Raw genomic sequence first — 18,571 nt, 5'->3', positions numbered from 1 at the left:
TAAAATTGAAGCTGTTATAAAACCAATGACAAAACTAATATAGTGCAGAACTGCAACAATTATAAGGAAAGAGCATGACCACGCACAATACCTTAAACCCATCCGCAAGCGAATTTTCAACCCAGATATCAGATACGGCGATTAGCGCGCAAGCCTTAACGGAGTTTTGTGACGAATACTTATCAGCACCCGCCTTTAAAGACTATGCACCTAATGGTTTACAGGTAGATGGTGGCCGACCTATCCAGCGCATCGTCACAGGTGTCACTGCTTGTGAGGCGTTAATTGACGCCGCGATTGAGGATAATGCCGATGCTATTTTGGTGCATCATGGTTATTTTTGGAAAGGCGAGCCTGTGCCCATCACCGGTATGAAAGGTCAACGTATCCGTAAACTGATGCAACATGGTATCTCTTTGATTGGCTATCATCTGCCGCTTGACGCCCATCCTCGCATTGGTAACAATGCAAAGCTAGCTGAGTTACTTGATATGAGCATCATTGGCGCGCTTTATCCTACCGAATCACATCCGGTTGGTAATATTGCCACTTGCAGACCGCAAAGTACTCAAAGTCTAATCACCCAGATTACCGATACGCTAGGACGCCTGCCCTTACATATATCTGCTCATTATCAAACTTCAGATAACAATCAATCCTATGGGAAAAATAATAGACTTATCGAACGGGTGGGTATTTGCACTGGCGGCGCGCAAGATATGATTGAACAAGCGGCACTGATGGGCTGCGATGCATTTATCTCAGGTGAGATATCAGAGCGCACCACACATATTGCTCGTGAGCTTGGTATTGATTATTTTGCTTGTGGGCATCATGCAACAGAGCGTGGCGGCATCCAAGCATTAGGGGAACTGGTTGCTGAACAATTTGGCTTATCGGTGACTTTCATAGATATCAATAATCCGGCCTAATATTAAGCCAATTTATCGTATTTATTATAATTTTCGTGGATTTAATGCTGTTTCAGCACTGTTTAAATGCTAATTTTTCACATTTTAAGCGCCATGTAGGCGCTTTATCCCCTATCGCAATCGCTTTTTTTGACGTTTATTGTCAGTAGATTAGTAAAAACGAGGTCATTTTTTACCGTTTATAGCGCTATTGTTAAGTTTTATCGCTAATTTATTAACTCTACTTGAATAATATAGTGAATATCCGCATATTAGTACCTGAAGAAAGAACGTCTTGTCATGAGACTTCCCATTTTTTTATAGCTTCCGGTTATGGTGCTAAAACAGTGTTTATCATCTAAAAGCCTATTTTTAATTCATTGGGTTTTTAGCAGTGAATAATCAAATACTATTTTTGTATGGTTAATTTTTAATTAGTTTGTTTTCTAATTAAATAGCTTTCTAATTAAATAATACACCCTGTTTTTAGCGTCGCGATACTGCTTAAGCACTATCTACTTGCTACTTATTTTTAATGAGTCGTTAGATAGAGTGTGTGCTTGTTATTATCGCTGGACAGTACATATTATTGATCCTCTACTCTACTACAAACTATTTAAAGAGTGGCTGGTTAATAATATAAGCGTTGCAACGATTAAGTGTAGCTGTACCGCGCTTATGCTACGTTTTTGTCTCAATAACTTATTCATGACCTTACCTATGTTTACGATAGTTGAATAACAGGTCTTTTATTCAGTAGCAACCCCAGTATCGATGAAGGAATCATCCGATCTATACCCTTCGCGGTGTTGTACGTCCTTTTTGTAGAATAGTTTTTAAAATAATTTCTATTTTAAAAAAATGACAGTGGGCATTGGCTAACTGATTGAGAGACTTGAGCGCTGACGCTTATATAATGAATGTTAGCGCCACTATATGTAAACAAGATGACATTGTGCTTATTTTATTTATAAGGGCGATATTATCTAAAATGCAACGCCAGTTTATGCCACTTATATAGCAATACGCTTTTGATAAGTATATAAGCAGCATAAATCGACGAGGCATTTTTATGGTATGTAGGATGGCTAAAATTAGGAGACATCCATGCAGCGTATTACTTATCGTGTGAAAGTATCTGCGCAAGGGGCCAAACGCCGTATCTCATACTTACTGCGTCCATCTAAGCGCCTACTGCACACCAAAAGTAACATCGTTCCAGCCGTTGCACCTATTAAAGTAACTCGTTTTGCCAAAACTAAAAAGTTGGCACAAGTATCTAGCATCGCCTTGCTCTCTCTACCTGCTGAGAGTCTGATGACGATGGGCGCACCCATACCAGCTTATGACCATGTCATGCTGGAGAACACTCTGACCATTGCTGCTGTACCAGGTGATAGCACCTACTTTGCGACCGATGGTTTTCAGCACGGTTTCGGCTACGACTTAGTGCGTAGCTATGCAGATGAGCTTGGGGTAAAAATCGATTTAAAAGCTTATGCCAGTGAAGAAGCGGCATTAAGAGCCTTAAAATCAGGCGATGCCGATATGGCATTGACCACTGCCAGCACCCAACTAAAAAGCCAGTTAAGTTTATCCTCAGTCAATGTCAGCTGTGGCTATGATGCCAGCTTGACCAAAAATGGTCTACATCCTAAAGTCAGCTGGACGTTTAATTCAGCCAATGACCCATTATCACAAAAAGCCAGTTATTTTTTATGTGATAGCATGAAGCTTGAGCATACTCAGAAATTGGCAGCGTTTTATAATCAAAACCTATTAAAAGATGCTTATAGTCAGGACCATTTCAAAAAGACTTTAACTGAGAAACTACCCGACTATCAATCTTCTTTTGAAGAGCAAGCGCGTAATTACAACCATGATTGGGAGTTACTGGTGGCAATGGGCTATCAAGAGTCACATCTTGATGCTAATGCTGTCTCACCGACAGGGGTACGCGGCTTAATGATGCTGACCAATAATACCGCCAAAGCTATGGGCGTATCTGACCGCGTTGACCCTTACCAAAGTATCGGTGGCGGCGCTCGGTATTTGGAACAAGTCAAAGAGGACTTCGCCGATGTACCAAAGACCGATCGCATCTGGTTTGCGCTAGCAGGTTATAACATGGGTCCTAATGCGGTAAAAAGTATCCAGCGTAAATTAAGGGCGCAAGGAATCGATGATAAAAGCTGGGCAAATATATATGCCTACTTATCTGAGAACAGAGCCTCAAATAGCCGTTATGGCCAAGCAATGCATTATGTAAGTAATATCAGAAGCTATCTTGAGACCATTAAAACTCAAACGGTTTAATAGCTTCTTTTTAAAAGACTGTTAGTAAAAGCTTTTAAATACAATACGTATAGAATCTTGTTAATAAAAAACTTTGTTAATAAAAAAGCTGCTCTTATAAAAGAGCAGCTTTTTTTAATGCTTAACCTTTATTAAATACGGCTACATTCTACATTAGCGATTCGGTACGGTTAAACGTTGACCGCGTTGTAGCATGGTATCTACAGCGATATTATTCATATCCGCGAGCTCTTTGGTTGAAACGCCATATTTACGAGCCAGTCCAATCAAGCTATCGCCTGAGCCAACGGTATAGCTCACCGTCGCTTTTGGTACTTTAATCGTTTGACCACGTTGTAACTGGGCATTGGTCGCCAAATCGTTTATCGCCGCTAAATCCTCTACCGAGATGCCAAATTGACGTGCTAAGGCAATAAGACCATCACCAGATTTGACTTTGTAGCTCTCAGTATTACCAAGTTTTTTGCCGCTACTGGTTGCGGTAGTAGAACTATTGGTGGTTTCTGCACTAGCACTGCTGCTGCTCTTGTTACTGGTGCTACTAACATTACTATTAGCTGTGCTAGGAGCACTCACTGTCCCATTGGCAGGAATGGTAATCGTACGACCCAGTATTAAATTAGAATTGGTCTTCAAATTATTAGCAGCTGCTAAATCACCCAAACCTATATTGTAACGCTGCGCGACGCCCGTCAAGGTATCACCCGATTTGACTTTATAACTGACTGCTTTGTCATTGAGCTGACGCTCTACCAAATCTTTAGACACCGGCACTTTAATCGTTTGACCACGTTGCAAGCGGGCTTTAGCATCAAAGCTGCTATTCACAGCTGCCAGTTCTTCAGGACTAATCCCAACGCTATTTGCAATACCAATTAAAGTATCACCTGATTTGACTTTATAGTTGGTCGTTGCCACTGAGCTTGACGTACTGGCAGTAGCATTGATGCTTGTGCTACTCGACGTGTTATTAGAAGTAGTAGGCGCAGGCGTAAAATCGACATTGGCTGGTACTTTTAAGGTTTGACCAACGTATAGTGAATCGGTCGTGCCCATATTATTTAGCGTCGCCAAAGTGGTAGTCGGTACATTAAACTGGCGTGATAAAGCAATCAGACCATCACCAGGTTTGACTTTATAATTCTTGGTTACCGTGCTCGACTTACTAGGTTTGGTCGATGGTGCAGCAGGCGTAGTTGCAGGCGCGGTCACTTTACCAGGAACCAGCCATAGTTTTTGACCGCGTAGCAAGTCCGCTCTACTGCTCAAATTATTATAAGTAGCTAGCTGAGTTACCGATAAACCAAAGCGATTGGCTGTACCGATAAGCGTATCACCACCTTGTACCACATAGCTTTCAGGTTGGCTTGCCGCTGTAGTACTGGCATTGCTCAATGGCTCGATAGATTTGGCGTTATATAAGTATAACGTGCTGCCCGCTAGCAGATTGGCGCTAGCATCTATTTGGTTCCATTCAGCGATATCACGCCAGTTGACACCCGCACGACTGGCTATATTTGCTAAAGTATCTCCACGTTTTACCGTATAAGTGCTACGTGTACCCTGTGGTTTTGGCTTGCTAACCGAGGTTTTTGGGAAACTTAATTTCTTTTCTTGACCACTGGCCTCCAGTACCGACTGCTGCGTCTGTACCGCTGATAAATTGATATTACCATCGGCATTAATGACTTTGGTTTCAGGCGTACTGATGCGAATCTGACTGGCGATGAAATCGCGCTCTTCTTTGCTTAGTGGCGGCTCTTGGATAATAGTATTGTTTTGAGTAATTTGTGCCGATGTAGTCGGTAAGCTATTGCTACTTTTTAGCTCAGCATTAATCTTTTTGGTTTCGGCTGAAGTCAGCGGCGGCTCAGTACGAAATGAGGTATTGCTGCTATAAACGGAGCTGCTTGTCGGTGAAACCGTCGGCGGAATATAACTGGTAGTTTGCTGCGGTACACTGGCACTCGCCGCATAATCAGCAAGAGCACTACCGGTAGAAGGCAATGATCCACCACTGGTATATGGCTTACTGTTGTAGCTAGGCGTAGTAGAAGTAGAGCCTGAATAGCTTGGCGTGCTACTGCTACTGGTGTTACTAGAAGCAATCACATTACTACTGCCATTACCTCTTAAGGCGCTCAATTTTGCATCTGTCGTCAAGCTGACATCATTAGGAATAATGATACGCTGTGGACCTGATGAATCAATACGGGCTGAAGTCAGCGCGGTATTCAGTCTTTCTAGCTCGTCATAACTGACACCAGTCACCTGTGCAACTTCAGCTAAGCTAACGCCATAGTTTACTGGAACACTACGGAAATGCTGACGGTTAGCGATAGCAGGCAGATAAACACCATACTGCTCAGGTTTAGCGACGATTTCAGCAACCGCTAAAAAGCGCGGTACATAGTTCATGGTTTCAGTGGGCAGTCTTAGCGACCAGTAATCGGTCGGCAAACCGCGTGCAGCGTTGGCATCGATGGCTTTTTGCACACGACCAGGACCAGCGTTATAAGCGGCCAGTGCCAGCTCCCAACTACCAAATTGGTTATGCAGTGCAGTCAAAAAGTCATAAGCGGCACGTGTTGATTCAATCACGTCACGGCGACCATCATAAGTGCTACTTTGATTTAGACCATAGATACGCCCCGTACTCGGAATAAACTGCCATAAACCTGCCGCCGCCGCACTACTGGTACCACTTGGATCGTAGGAGCTCTCAATCACAGGCAATAACGCAAGTTCGGTTGGAATATTACGACGCTCGGCTTCTCGAACGGTATGGTAAAGGTAGCGACTGGCACGCGCGGTCAAACGGTTGAGATAGTCTTGACGACTGGTAAACCAACCTTTTTGCGCTTCGATACGCTGATTATAAACAGGCTGGCCACCATTCATACGGTAGCCTGCACGCAGACGATTCCATAAATCACCATATTGTTGAATGGCAAGTTTGTTGCCCTCAACCATAGTCATGTCAGTAGCTTCTAATAAATCAGCCAGCTCATCTAGGCTTTCAGCATCTAAGAACGCCGTTGAATAATCAGCCCCAGCACTTGGCTTAGCGACTTGAGTGACAGGACGCTTAGTAACCACAGCTGAGCTGCCGGTCGCACCCGTCTTTTTCACCGCTGACGTATTACTACAAGCGCTGATAAGTAAAGTCGACACCGCAAGCGTCAGTGGTAAAGCAATAAATGAGCGAGATTTTGATGACACAGTAGACATGATAGTGGAATTTTCCTAACAACAATAAGTGATAAAATAAAGTTAATCGACAGTATAGTACGCAATATCAAACAAAGACCAGCCTATTATGAAAGATAATGAGTAGAATTTAATCCACTCATTATCTTTCAATGTTTAAATAGCGGTATTAGTACGACTTATTAATTAACTCTGCTAGCGATAGCTCATCGATGACTTATGACATTACTTACTAATATAGTAGCAATTATAGTAGTAATGATTAATTAATCGCCACTTGTGACACAGCGCGTAAAAGCACCGCATTACCAGTCGATAAAGTAAGCGTTACTCTCGATGTCGTGACAAATGAAACCTTTTGTCCATCTTTTACCCAACTTTCATTGGTAGTGACATTAGCTTTTGCTTGCTCGCCAGTAATGACAATATTATCCACATTAATATCGTAGCGATAATTTGAGGTATTACTCCAACTGTTTTGCAGTAATTTTAGATAAGCATCTTTATCGAGACTGGTAGACTTGCCTTTTCTTGACATAGAAATCAGCGCATCGTCAGATACGAGGCGCGCGACCTGATTGATACTTTGGCTATTGGCTGCTGACTTCATGGCCGTCGCATAGTTTTGCACCAAAGCTTCGGTCATGGTTGCTGCCTGCGCGCTAATAGCCATGGTACTGGCAGCCGCCATTATCGCAGTCACGCTAGCGCTTTTCATCAATAGAGCCAACAGCCCTTTTCCCCATAATCTTTTCATGATATTCCTTAGTGATACTGTTATCGTCTATCGTCATGGTTAGGTGTAACTTTTATCATGCCATCATACAATGACGCTTAACGGTGATGTATCATTTAATTATAAAGTGCTGCTCTCGTAAATAGACATTTATCATATAAATTAAAACAAGTCATACTTTTATAGATCATTCTCTTGTAAGAATAAGCCATGCATTTATCAGTTAACTACTTTACATTTGGCTAAATCTAAGACTTCTAGCAGCCTATTGTTATGATAATTTCAGCCTATCACTAAATTCTCACAGCTATGTGACACCCTGTGTAATTATTGCGAATACCGTCAAAGATGACAGCCTAGAGTAAAAAATGACAGCTTAGACTAAATGCCATTATTAAGTAGCATTACTAAATATCATGAAATATCAAATACATTGCTATTTATAAAAACTGCCTAAATAATTCATAACTTAGGCAGCCTTATCGAACGCATTTCTACTGCTTATTCTCAGTAGGTATTTCTTCATACTGCTCATCATCACTCAGCTTCATGCCCAAGCGCTCAACGCGTCTGTCCATCATCTGCCGAGCTAACGCTTGCATGTCCTCGACACGGTCTATTTCATCGACAATCTCAAGACCCAACAAGGTCTCAAACACATCCTCTAATGTCACTAAGCCTTTGACCTCGCCATATTCACCAACGGTAATTGCGATATGAATACGGTTTTTTAGCATCAACTCTAGCAAATCAAACAATTTCATCTTTGAAAATACAAAGGTAATATCACGTTTGAACTGCGTCAAGGGTTTATGTACCGCATGATTGACCTTAGCCAACAGCATGTCGGTCTTTAATACAAAACCTGTGATATTGTCTAAATCGCCATCATAAATCGGTAGGCGCGAAAAAGTGAGTTTTGGTCGGTCGACCAATAGCTCAGCAACCGTTTTATTTTCTTCAAACGCCAGCATCACCGAACGCGGAGTCATAATATCTTCAACTTTAATGGCACCAAATGCCAATAAGTTACGAATGATACGCGACTCTAATGGGTCGATTTGTCCTGACTCTTCGCCAATACTAGCGAGCGCCGCAAACTCTCTGCGACTAAAGGTTACGGGCTCTTTGCCTCGTACCAATAATTTGGTCAGTTTTTCTGATATCCAGATTAATGGGTATAGCAGCAAAATAATACCGCGTACAAAATACGCCACCATGCCACTTAATTGACGCCAATAGACCGTGCCCAACGTTTTTGGAATAATCTCAGATAAAAATAAAATAGCCAAGGTCATAACGGCAGAAAATAGTCCAAACCAAGCGCTACCAAAAACAATGGTCGCCTGTGCACCAGCTCCAATAGAACCTAAGGTATGTGCAACCGTGTTTAAGGTTAAGATAGCCGCTAATGACTGATCGATATTATCAATCTTTAAGCGTCTTAGCATGTTTGCTTTTTTGAGGTTAGTCTCTTGAACATCAGCGATATATGACGGCGTCATACTAAGCAATGCCGACTCTGCCAACGAGCAAACAAATGAGATACCAATCGCTACTAATACAAATAAGATGAGTAGTAGAACGCTGGTTGGGCTTGGATCTGCTAAGCCATCGGCAGCCAGCGCCGATTGCGGCACTAATACAGTGAGTAAGAGCGTTATCATTGCAGATAACGTAGCAAGCCGTTCTATAACAAAACGCGGCATATTAAGGCGCATCATACTGAAGCAAGTTTTACTTAAACGAGCATAACCGCTCATCGTCGGGGGAGGTTCAGCGGATGCGTCTTTACGACAGGCGCGCGGACGGTATAAACGAGGTACAGATATAAAAGAGGTGAACAAGTTAGGTAACCTAAACAAAGAAGTAAAAGGAAGTCACAATATATCATGAGCTGACGGTAGCAGATAGAAAATAATAGCTGATAGCGTCTAATTTTTATCTATCTAACGACCAAAATCACGCTCAAGACAGCCTATTATACTCGCATTTATAGCGATATAAACCCTCGTTTAATCGTAGCATCGATAATGGCATTTCATAGTAAATCACTATTTATATCAAAGATATCATGTATTAAATAAAGCTATTTTACAACTATCATGAAGCTATAAGAATTGATATATCCACTTAATATTTGGCTTTTATGATTGTTGAGCGTCAGAGCACTCTGCCCTTTAGCTCCTATCATCCTATCCTTTTGAATAGTAAAACGGCTGTTAGCCTATATATTAACGATTAGGACGCTAAATAGGTAACAAAAACATGCCTAGTCTATGATTAACAGTTACCAAGTCTGGTAATTTTTGCTACTATGCGTCTAAATTAATTGTTATCTATAACTTGTCGAGAGAAACTATGTTGTTATTTATCCAAGCCGCTCATGCTGCTGAAACTGCCGGTGCGGCATCACTATTTGGTCAAATCTTATTGCCAGTTGCCTTTTTTGCCATTTTTTACTTTTTGGTGATTCGTCCACAGTCAAAACGTACCAAAGAGCACCGTGCTATGGTCAATTCATTGACTGTTGGTAGCGAAATCATCTTTGCTGGCGGCCTTATGGGTCGTATCAAAGCGTTAGAAGGCGATTATGCGGTTGTAAGCTTAAATAACAATACTGACGTTAAAGTACAACGTGCTTCTGTTATTTCAGTATTGCCTGCTGGCACTATCGAAAGCGTCTAAGCCTTATCGATCTATTTGATGATTGTCAAACATGAATTATTAAACATTGGTTGTGACTAATTGATGACCATTATCAATTAATAGTTGTAATGACTTTAAAATGACCGTACATTATTTACGGTCATTTTTGGCTTTACTGCTTTACGCTTTACCGTTTTTTGCTTTACTATCATCGCGGATGATCACAGTGGTGCATGATTCAGTACGACTACTAAAACAATATAGTAGCTCTCCATTTAGTCACTCACCCTTGTTATCGCTAACTTCCCATCTGCTAACTTGTGGCCTGCGTCGCCAGTAGTTTATCAACTTAAAGAAGTGATTATGCAATATCCCGCTTGGAAATACTTACTCATCATCGTCGTGCTCATCATTGCCGGTCTATATGCGGCTCCTAACCTCTATCCTGATGAACCTGCCGTACAGATTACCAGTGCAGCAGCAGGTACGCAGCTGTCTGAAGGTATCTTGACTCAGTCTCAAAGCTTACTCGAAGAAGCAGGCTTGAACAATCATGATGGTACCTTTGAAGGCAATAGTGCGCTGGTGCGTCTCGACAATCCAGTCGATCAGCTAAAGGCTCAGGAAGTGCTGCGTCAGAACCTAGGCGAGGACTATGTAGTCGCGCTGAACTTAGCTCAGACTACTCCTGAATGGCTACGTGATATCGGCGCAAGACCCATGAAACTCGGGCTTGATTTGCGCGGTGGTGTGCGTTTTGTGCTAGAAGTGGATATGGACAAGGCGCTCGAACAACGCTTAACCAGCGCCAGTCGTGATATGCGCCGTGACCTACGTGCTGAACGTATTGCGGTTAAAGGCATCAAAACAGAAAAACGTGGCGTGGTGCTACATTTTGCTGATACTGATACCCGTAACCGTGCGCAAAACGTTCTGCAAGGCTCAATGGGTAATACATTCTCTTTACAGTCTTCTATTGATGAGCAAGGCCCTGCACTGATTTTAGCTTATAACGATGCAACCTTAGATGAAATCAACAGCTACGCGGTCAACCAAAACTTGACAACCCTACGCAATCGTATTGCTGAGCTTGGGGTGACCGAAGCCTTAGTACAATCACAAGGTGCCAGCCGTATCGTGGTTGAGCTACCAGGTGTACAAGATACTGCAGAAGCAAAACGTGTCCTTGGTCGTACAGCAAACCTTGAATTCCGTATGGTCGCTGAAGGCGCCGAAAATTATATGGGTGGCATTCCTCCTGCTGGTACCGAAGCATTTCCATTTGAAACGCTTGATGGTCCACCAGTGTTGCTAGAGCGTCAAGCAATTGTCACCGGTGACAAGGTCACGAACGCGCAGACAGGTATTGATGAAAGCGGCTCGCCTGAAGTAAGTATTACCCTAGATAGTGCTGGCGGTAAGCTGATGCAAAACGCCACACGTACTGCTGTCGGCAAGCAAATGGCCGTATTGTTTATCGAAAATAAACAACGTATCGCTTATGAAGAAGACCCACTGACTGGCGAAACCGTGGAAGTACGTACGCCTTATGCTGAAACGAAAGTCATTAACCGTGCCAACATTCAAGCGGTACTGGGCTCATCATTCCGTATTACTGGGCTTGATAGTAGTGCTGAAGCTGCTGAGCTTGCGCTATTGCTACGTTCAGGTGCATTGGCAGCACCGATGTATTTCGTTGAAGAACGCACTATTGGTCCATCACTTGGTCAAGAAAATATCGACAAAGGCCTATTCTCTACCCAAGTTGGTTATCTACTGGTCTTCGCCTTTATGATTGTTTTCTATCGCTTATTTGGGGTGATAGCTAATATTGCCCTAGCGATTAACGTCATTATAATTATTGCCATTATGTCAATTTTAGGCTCATCACTGACCCTACCCGGTATTGCTGGTATCGTCTTAACCATCGGTATGGCAGTCGATGCCAACGTCCTGATTTTTGAGCGTATACGTGAAGAGCTGGCAAACGGGGTCAGACCAAAATCTGCTATCGTGGCAGGTTTCGATCGTGCCTTTAGTAGTATTTTCGATGCCAACATCACCACGTTATTGGTCGCGTTTATCTTATTTGCGATTGGTACGGGTCCGATTAAAGGCTTTGCGATTACCCTCGCGATTGGTATTGTCAGCTCACTATTTACCGCGATTTTGGTAACCCGTGCGCTGGTACAAATTGCTTACGGTAAGCGTAAATCTATCAAACGTCTGAGCATCGGTTAGGAGAAAACTATGGCCATCGATAATAACAACCCTTTAGAACAACAGAACAATCCTGAACCGAATGGCTCAAATAGCGAAGCTAACACGCGCCGCCGTAAGAAACCGCGCCGTGATGGTAAAGGTAGTAACACCCAAAGCAATAAGTCTTCTAAGACGAGCTTGAGTAAAAGTAAAAATCGTCGCGGCGGTAAAGATTCGGGTCAAGACAGCCATGCATTGGCCACACAAGCAATGGATCCTAATCTAAGCAATAATTTAGACATAGGTGATGCTGAAGATAATGCAGCAGCAGAAGCTGAAGGTGGCATCAAAGCCATTGGTGATCAACGTATCATCCCATTCATGAAGTTAGAAAAGCCGATGGCCCTTCTATCGCTGCTGATGGTGATTGGTAGTATTATCGCCATTGCCGTCAATGGTCTAAATTTGGGGCTTGATTTCACCGGCGGGGTTTCAGCCGATGTGCGTTATGAGCAGCCTGCTGAGCAAGTCGAAGTGGTTAAAGCCTTGGCTGATAATGGTTTTGATGATGCCGTCGTACAGTATTTAGGGACGCGTCAAGAGCTTTTAGTACGCCTCCCACCTCAGTCTGACAACGTTGACGGACTTAATGCCAGTCTGAGTAAAGCACTGGCACTGCCTAATAATAATGTTGAAATCAGTAACGTTAATATTATCGGTAGCCAAGTAGGCAATGAAGTTTACCTAAACTCTGTCATGTCGCTGGTACTGGCATTGGCCTGTATGCTTGGATATGTTGCCCTACGCTTCCAGTTTAAGTTGGCGCTCGGTGCCGTACTGTCGCTATTTCATGATGCTATCGTGACCATCGGGATCTTTGCATTATTTGGCTTCCCGTTTGACTTAACAGTCTTGGCGGCGATTTTGGCCTTGATTGGTTATTCATTGAACGATACGATTGTTGTCTATGACCGTATTCGTGAGAACTTCCGCCGTGTCCGTGGTATCACGCCGCGTCAAACGATTGACTTGTCATTAACAGAAACGCTGCGCCGTACGATTATGACTATCTCAACGGTACTGTTGGTTGTCCTCGCAATGTTATTCTTAGGCGGTGATGGCTTATACTGGTTCTCAGTTGCGCTGTTTATTGGTCTACTTGCTGGTACCTATTCATCGACTTATATCGCAAGCTCTATTCCATTAAGAATGGGTTTATCACGTGATGACTTTATCGTTAAAGTAAAACCTGAGTTTGAAGAAGAAATCGTGACCTTTAATGATCCAAAAATGTTTGAGCAAGACTGATACTTATATCAAAGCCAGTAACTAAGCTTTTTAGTTATTAAGCTAATAAGCGTTATCATGACAAAAGCACCTAAACTCTAGGTGCTTTTGTCTTTATGCTATTTTCATTTATATTTTAATATCATTTGATAAGTGGTCAGAAATATTTTCTGCCTCGTTATATAAGCGACTATGTTATGTCATCTACCGTGCCGCCAAGTGCTATGCCACCTATTGATACTCGCTATGCGCGCATCGTTGCGATTGCATTGCCTGTATTATTGGCCAATCTTGCAATGCCGCTACAAAGCGTCATTGATACGGCGATTGTCGGCAATATGAATGACACTGCGAAGCTTGCTGGGATGGGCTTAGCCATACAACTGCTGTCTTTAATACTGGTCAGCTTTAACTTCTTGCAATACGCATCATCTGGTCTTTCTGCACAAGCATTGGGTCAACTGGCTAACAAAGATGCCTCTAGCAATAACAATGCGCCATTAAACCCATCTAATCGAATGCCATCACCACTGCTATCAATTCTACAACGTGCTTTGTTACTCGCTTTTATGATTGGCACGGTTTTGCTTATCGCAAAACCTTGGTTAATTGATTTCGGTCTACAAGCGCTCTCCGCCAATCCTGATAGCGGCGCTGCAGCAAAGACTTATTTAGATGTGCGTTTTTGGGGTGTTATCGCTGAGCTGATGAATTTTGCATTTATTGGCTGGTTTGCCGGTCAAGGCAAGACCCGCTATATGCTGTATCAGCAAGGCTTTATAGCCGTTCTTAATATTATTCTGACCTTGTTTTTTGTTTATGTGATGCAGATGGGCTTGGTTGGGGTGGCGCTCGGTACCACTATTGCCTTTTGGCTTGGCGTAGTTCTAGCATTATGGCTGAGCCGTCGACATCTACAAATATCTTGGCGAGTGTTGTTTACCGCCAATAAAGAACATTTCACCAAAGATAAAATGCTTAGGCTATTTTCATTAAATAAAGATATTTTCATTCGCACGCTAATTTTAACGGTAAGCTTTGCTTGGATTACCCGCCTGTCTGCCCAAAGCGGCGATATCATACTGGCCGCCAACGCCATCTTATTACAGGTATTAAGTATCTCAGCCTTTGCCCTTGATGGCGTGGCAGTCTCTGCAGAAACCTTAAGCGGACAAGCTGCTGGGCGACGTGACTGGCCACGGTTTCGCATTATCGTCAAACGCACAGGCGTTGTCAGCTATGCGCTTGCCATAATGCTTAGCGCGATATGGTGGCTTGCCATGCCGACTTATTTAAAATTGATGACTAATATTGAGCCGGTTTTTGCGCTTGCTTATGACTATCACCTTTATGCCGTACTACTGCCGCTTGTGGGCGTTGGCGCTTATTGGTTAGATGGGATATTTTTTGGTTTAACGGCAGGTAGTGTCATTCGGAATGCCGCACTTATATTGGCGGTTATCTTTTTTCCTTTAAGTTGGCTACTGTACCAACAATGGGATATGACCGGCATCTGGCTGAGTGTTTGGTGCTTATTATTATTAAGATTGATTATCCTTGGTGGGTTTTTGTACCGTGCCCATCAAACAGGTAGCTATGAAAAATTGCAGCCTGAAGCCTGATTATTAAAAGCATTTAGCTAAAATCATGCTTGTATAATGAATTTAAAAAAGAATCAGTAAACGATAAATCAAAGTAAGAAAAAATTAGGATGTCACGTGAATACTCAATCAAATGAGATAAATCAAAATCAAGCCTTCCATTACGATTGGGTAGAAGGCTTTAAGAAAAGTTTGCCAGTCGCCATGGGTTATTTACCTGCAGGGATTGCCTTTGGCGTGCTCGCACAAGTGGCTGGTGTGCCGGTGTGGGCTACTATTATGCTAAGCGTGGTCTTATATGCAGGCGCGGCGCAATATGCTTGTCTGCCGATGCTAAGTGCCGGATTACCGATTGGCAATATCGCAACCAACATTGCTGCTATTAACTTGCGTCATGTCTTTTATGGCATGCCGTTATTACAATATCTACCAAAAAACAAGATAGCCAAAACCTATTGCTTATTTGCCTTAACTGACGAGACTTTTTCGGTAATGACCAGTTTGCCAAACGAGTCGCGACAATCCCTGATAGTGCCTATCAGCTTATTTAACCAACTCTGGTGGGTATTAGCTGGTGCGATTGGTGTGATGATTGGTAGTACTCTCAGTGATTTGGTGCCGCATTTAGACTTTGCCTTAGTCTGCCTGTTTGCAATTTTGGCTTATGAGCAGTTTCAAAGTATTAAACGCTATTTCCCGATTGGTATTGCCGTCATTGCCTTAGTGATTGCCTCATTGTTTACTAGCAATTGGTTGTTATTGGTAGCGATTACGCTTTGTATGCTGATGATTTTAGCCCGTGGATTTTGGGTGCAGCGCAGTGTGATAGGAGGCAATCATGACCAGTAGTTATCTAATTTTTGCAACTTTAGCGATGGCTGCAGTGACCTTTATTACTCGTGCCCTGCCCGCTTTAATCCCTAAGAAGCTATTGGATACGCCTTGGCTGCATCGATTAAATGAAAGCTTGCCGCTCTCTGTCATGGTATTGCTGATTTTAACCAGCCTTTCCTATCAAGGTTTATCAGAACATGCGGGATTAAATAGTGCTGAAGTGCATTTATTAATGGCGCAAATTGGGGCATTACTATTGGTACTATTTATTTATCATCTTAGTCGTCAGTTACTCGTTAGTATGATAGTCGGTATTGCCGCTATTAATGGTTTTTTATGGTTATTCACTCACTTATTAGGCTGATTGAATCTGATCCTTCATCATATTTATTTTTAATAATAAAAAAGGCTGGAATCATCAAGATTGCAGCCTTTTTATTTTGCGATTATTTTATTCTAGGATATTTGGTCTGTTATAGCTCTTCGACGCCCATCATATCGACTGGAGTATCAGCAACGATTTGCACACCTTTCTTGCCAGTCTTAGCGGTGTCATTACGCTGCTCTTGTAGATGCTCAAGATAGGCTTCGTTGATTTGTCCAGTAATGTAGCAACCGTTAAACACCGCACAATCAAAGCCTTCAACTTTGCTATGCTTAGTATCTTTGACCGCTTCAATCAAATCATCCAAATCTTGGAAGATTAAACGGTCAGCACCGATAATCTCGCGTACTTCTTCAACGCTATGACCTGAGGCGATAAGCTCGCTACGCACTGGCATATCGATACCATAAACGTTTGGATATTTAACCGGAGGCGCAGCACTGGCAAAGAATACTTTACGGGCACCGGCATCACGTGCCATTTGGATAATTTCATGACACGTCGTACCGCGAACGATTGAATCATCAACCAAAAGCACGTTTTTGCCTTTAAACTCAAGCGGTACCGCGCTGAGCTTTTGACGCACTGATTTTTTACGTTGCTGCTGACCTGGCATAATAAAGGTACGACCGATATAGCGGTTTTTCATAAACCCTTCACGGTACTTTACATTCATCTTTAATGCTAGCTCCATCGCTGAGGTACGCGAGGTGTCAGGAATAGGAATGACCACGTCGATATCATGATCCTCGCCCCATTCAGCAAGGATTTTATCGGCCAGTTTTTCACCCATACGTAGGCGTGATTTATAAACGGAGATATTGTCCATAATCGAGTCTGGACGAGCAAAATACACATATTCAAAGATACAAGGCGTGTATTCTTTTTGCTCGACGCACTGATAAGTATGTATTTTATGGTCCAAATCAATAAAGATAGCTTCGCCTGGTTTAACGTCACGAACAATACTAAAGCCTGAACCCGTCAAGGCGACTGACTCTGACGCGACCATATATTCTGTGCCGCCATTAGCCGCCATGCGCTTACCGTAAATCAGCGGACGGATACCATTTGGATCACGGAAGGCCAGCAAACCATGACCAGTAATCAGGGCAACTACGCCATAAGCACCTTCAATGCGCCCATAAACCGCTGTCACTGCTTCAAAGATATCCGCAGGCGTTGGATTGGTTTTATCCAAATTTTGCATCTCATGCGCAAGGACATTTAGCAACACTTCAGAGTCTGAATCGGTATTTAAATGGCGGCGATCTTCTTGATATAAAGACTTAGCCAAACCTTCAGCATTGGTCAAGTTACCATTGTGTGCAAGGGTAATACCATAAGGCGAGTTGACATAAAAAGGCTGTGCTTCGGCACTACTTGAGGTGCCAGCGGTGGGGTAACGGACATGACCGATACCAAACTTACCCACCAGCTTTAGCATATGACGGTTCATAAACACGTCACGTACCATGCCATTTTCTTTACGTAAATAAAGACGCCCGTCCTGTAAAGTCACAATACCTGCCGCATCTTGCCCGCGATGCTGTAACATGGTTAAGGCATCATAAAGAATTTGGTTGACTGGCTCATGAGCTGCGACCCCAACGACTCCACACATAGTTGTATCCTATTTTTTACCACACATTGATAATACAATAACGGTATAACTGCTGACAAAGTTATAAAACATATTGCCTGCCATTTACCGCCAAGCTGACGATTTTTCTGATTAAAAATCCTATAGATAATAAATAAGGCCTATTATCCATAAGACAAATTGTTGATGATTGGTAGAGGTGTATTTTACGAATATTAAAGGGGATTGAATAGCCTTTTATGAGCATTTATGACTGATAACACTTAGGACTGATTGACCTGATCCCACGCCAAGCCAAACATATCTGAGACCAACTCTTTACCCATAGGGGCATAAGGCAGTAATTCAGGCGCAAGCACCGAGGTTTCCCATTGCGGCATTTGCACCAATAATGGCGCGCTGACGCTAAGAACGACTAAAACCATGAGGACGTTTTTTGCCGCCCCAAGTACCCCGCCTGCCATTTTATCAAGGACCCCAAGACGTAAGGTTTTGAGTACTCCGGAGAATACGAATGCAACTAGGTGCATAATGGCTAAGATGGCAATCACAATCACTAAAAAAGCCATCGCCATTTGCAAAACGGGATTTTCTACCATACCTGATAATTGCGGTGCGACGGAACCCGCCAATCGAGTGGCAGCAATAAGTGCGATAAACCAACCCACCAAACCGACAGCCGTCTTAATCAGACCTACCTGAAAACCACGCCATAAGCCAATCAGAACAACCACAGCAATCACAATGTCTAAACCACTCATGTTTATCGCCTCATTTGTATCTTATATCGGGTATTTCAGTAAAGTTGAAAAGCTTGCAGTTTTAACAATCTTTAAA

At 42.8% G+C, this 18,571-nt stretch carries 13 protein-coding genes; 8 read left to right on the top strand and 5 right to left on the bottom strand.

Features of this window, described 5'->3' with window-relative positions; translation table 11 throughout:
- The first annotated feature begins 74 nt into the window (after positions 1–74).
- Both FHS24_RS00660 and FHS24_RS00655 read left to right on the top strand, forming a co-directional pair.
- Positions 75–932 (top strand): Nif3-like dinuclear metal center hexameric protein, encoded by an 858-nt coding sequence (locus tag FHS24_RS00660; RefSeq protein ID WP_183617822.1) that lies wholly within the window; start codon positions 75–77, stop codon positions 930–932.
- A 1,086-nt stretch (positions 933–2,018) separates the two neighbouring features.
- Positions 2,019–3,227, top strand: coding sequence for a transglycosylase SLT domain-containing protein (locus FHS24_RS00655; protein WP_183617820.1), 1,209 nt, complete (start codon positions 2,019–2,021; stop codon positions 3,225–3,227).
- Positions 3,228–3,380: 153 nt separating this feature from the next.
- Here the strand turns inward: FHS24_RS00655 and FHS24_RS00650 are convergent, their stop codons facing one another.
- The 3 genes from FHS24_RS00650 to FHS24_RS00640 form a co-directional block, all read right to left on the bottom strand.
- Complete coding sequence (locus FHS24_RS00650; protein WP_183617818.1) at positions 3,381–6,458, bottom strand: LysM peptidoglycan-binding domain-containing protein; 3,078 nt, start codon at positions 6,456–6,458, stop codon at positions 3,381–3,383.
- 241 nt (positions 6,459–6,699) lie between these two features.
- Complete coding sequence (locus tag FHS24_RS00645) at positions 6,700–7,194, bottom strand: nuclear transport factor 2 family protein (protein WP_183617816.1); 495 nt, start codon at positions 7,192–7,194, stop codon at positions 6,700–6,702.
- A gap of 473 nt (positions 7,195–7,667) precedes the next feature.
- A complete protein-coding gene (locus FHS24_RS00640; RefSeq protein ID WP_183619055.1) occupies positions 7,668–9,005 on the bottom strand; it encodes a CNNM domain-containing protein in 1,338 nt (445 codons plus the stop codon).
- Positions 9,006–9,534: 529 nt separating this feature from the next.
- On the opposite strand from FHS24_RS00640, the gene yajC reads away from it, so the two are divergent.
- The 6 genes from yajC to FHS24_RS00610 all read left to right on the top strand — a co-directional run bounded on the left by yajC (position 9,535) and on the right by FHS24_RS00610 (position 16,110).
- Positions 9,535–9,861, top strand: coding sequence for a preprotein translocase subunit YajC (gene yajC, locus FHS24_RS00635; protein WP_183617814.1), 327 nt, complete (start codon positions 9,535–9,537; stop codon positions 9,859–9,861).
- Between the two features lie 324 nt (positions 9,862–10,185).
- Entirely contained in the window at positions 10,186–12,063 is a 1,878-nt protein-coding gene (secD, locus tag FHS24_RS00630) for a protein translocase subunit SecD (RefSeq protein WP_183617812.1), read from the top strand.
- A gap of 9 nt (positions 12,064–12,072) precedes the next feature.
- The gene (gene secF / locus FHS24_RS00625) at positions 12,073–13,332 is read left to right on the top strand and encodes a protein translocase subunit SecF (protein WP_183617810.1); all 1,260 of its coding nucleotides are present in this window, start codon (positions 12,073–12,075) and stop codon (positions 13,330–13,332) included.
- Positions 13,333–13,508: 176 nt separating this feature from the next.
- The gene (locus FHS24_RS00620) at positions 13,509–14,933 is read left to right on the top strand and encodes an MATE family efflux transporter (RefSeq protein WP_183617808.1); all 1,425 of its coding nucleotides are present in this window, start codon (positions 13,509–13,511) and stop codon (positions 14,931–14,933) included.
- A gap of 96 nt (positions 14,934–15,029) precedes the next feature.
- Positions 15,030–15,761 carry an AzlC family ABC transporter permease gene (locus FHS24_RS00615; protein ID WP_183617806.1) on the top strand — a complete coding sequence of 244 codons (732 nt, stop codon included), beginning with the start codon at positions 15,030–15,032 and terminating at the stop codon, positions 15,759–15,761.
- Positions 15,751–16,110, top strand: coding sequence for an AzlD domain-containing protein (locus tag FHS24_RS00610; RefSeq protein ID WP_183617804.1), 360 nt, complete (start codon positions 15,751–15,753; stop codon positions 16,108–16,110). The genes FHS24_RS00615 and FHS24_RS00610 overlap by 11 nt, the downstream gene beginning before the upstream one ends.
- A gap of 109 nt (positions 16,111–16,219) precedes the next feature.
- On the opposite strand, the gene purF is transcribed toward FHS24_RS00610, so the two are convergent.
- Both purF and FHS24_RS00600 read right to left on the bottom strand, forming a co-directional pair.
- A complete protein-coding gene (gene purF / locus FHS24_RS00605; RefSeq protein ID WP_183617802.1) occupies positions 16,220–17,755 on the bottom strand; it encodes an amidophosphoribosyltransferase in 1,536 nt (511 codons plus the stop codon).
- A gap of 242 nt (positions 17,756–17,997) precedes the next feature.
- Entirely contained in the window at positions 17,998–18,495 is a 498-nt protein-coding gene (locus FHS24_RS00600; RefSeq protein WP_183617801.1) for a CvpA family protein, read from the bottom strand.
- Between the last annotated feature and the right edge of the window lie 76 nt (positions 18,496–18,571).

This window comes from Psychrobacter luti (genome assembly GCF_014192115.1).
Taxonomy (GTDB): Bacteria; Pseudomonadota; Gammaproteobacteria; order Pseudomonadales; family Moraxellaceae; genus Psychrobacter; species Psychrobacter luti.
This window is presented reverse-complemented; position numbering and strand designations above follow the sequence as displayed.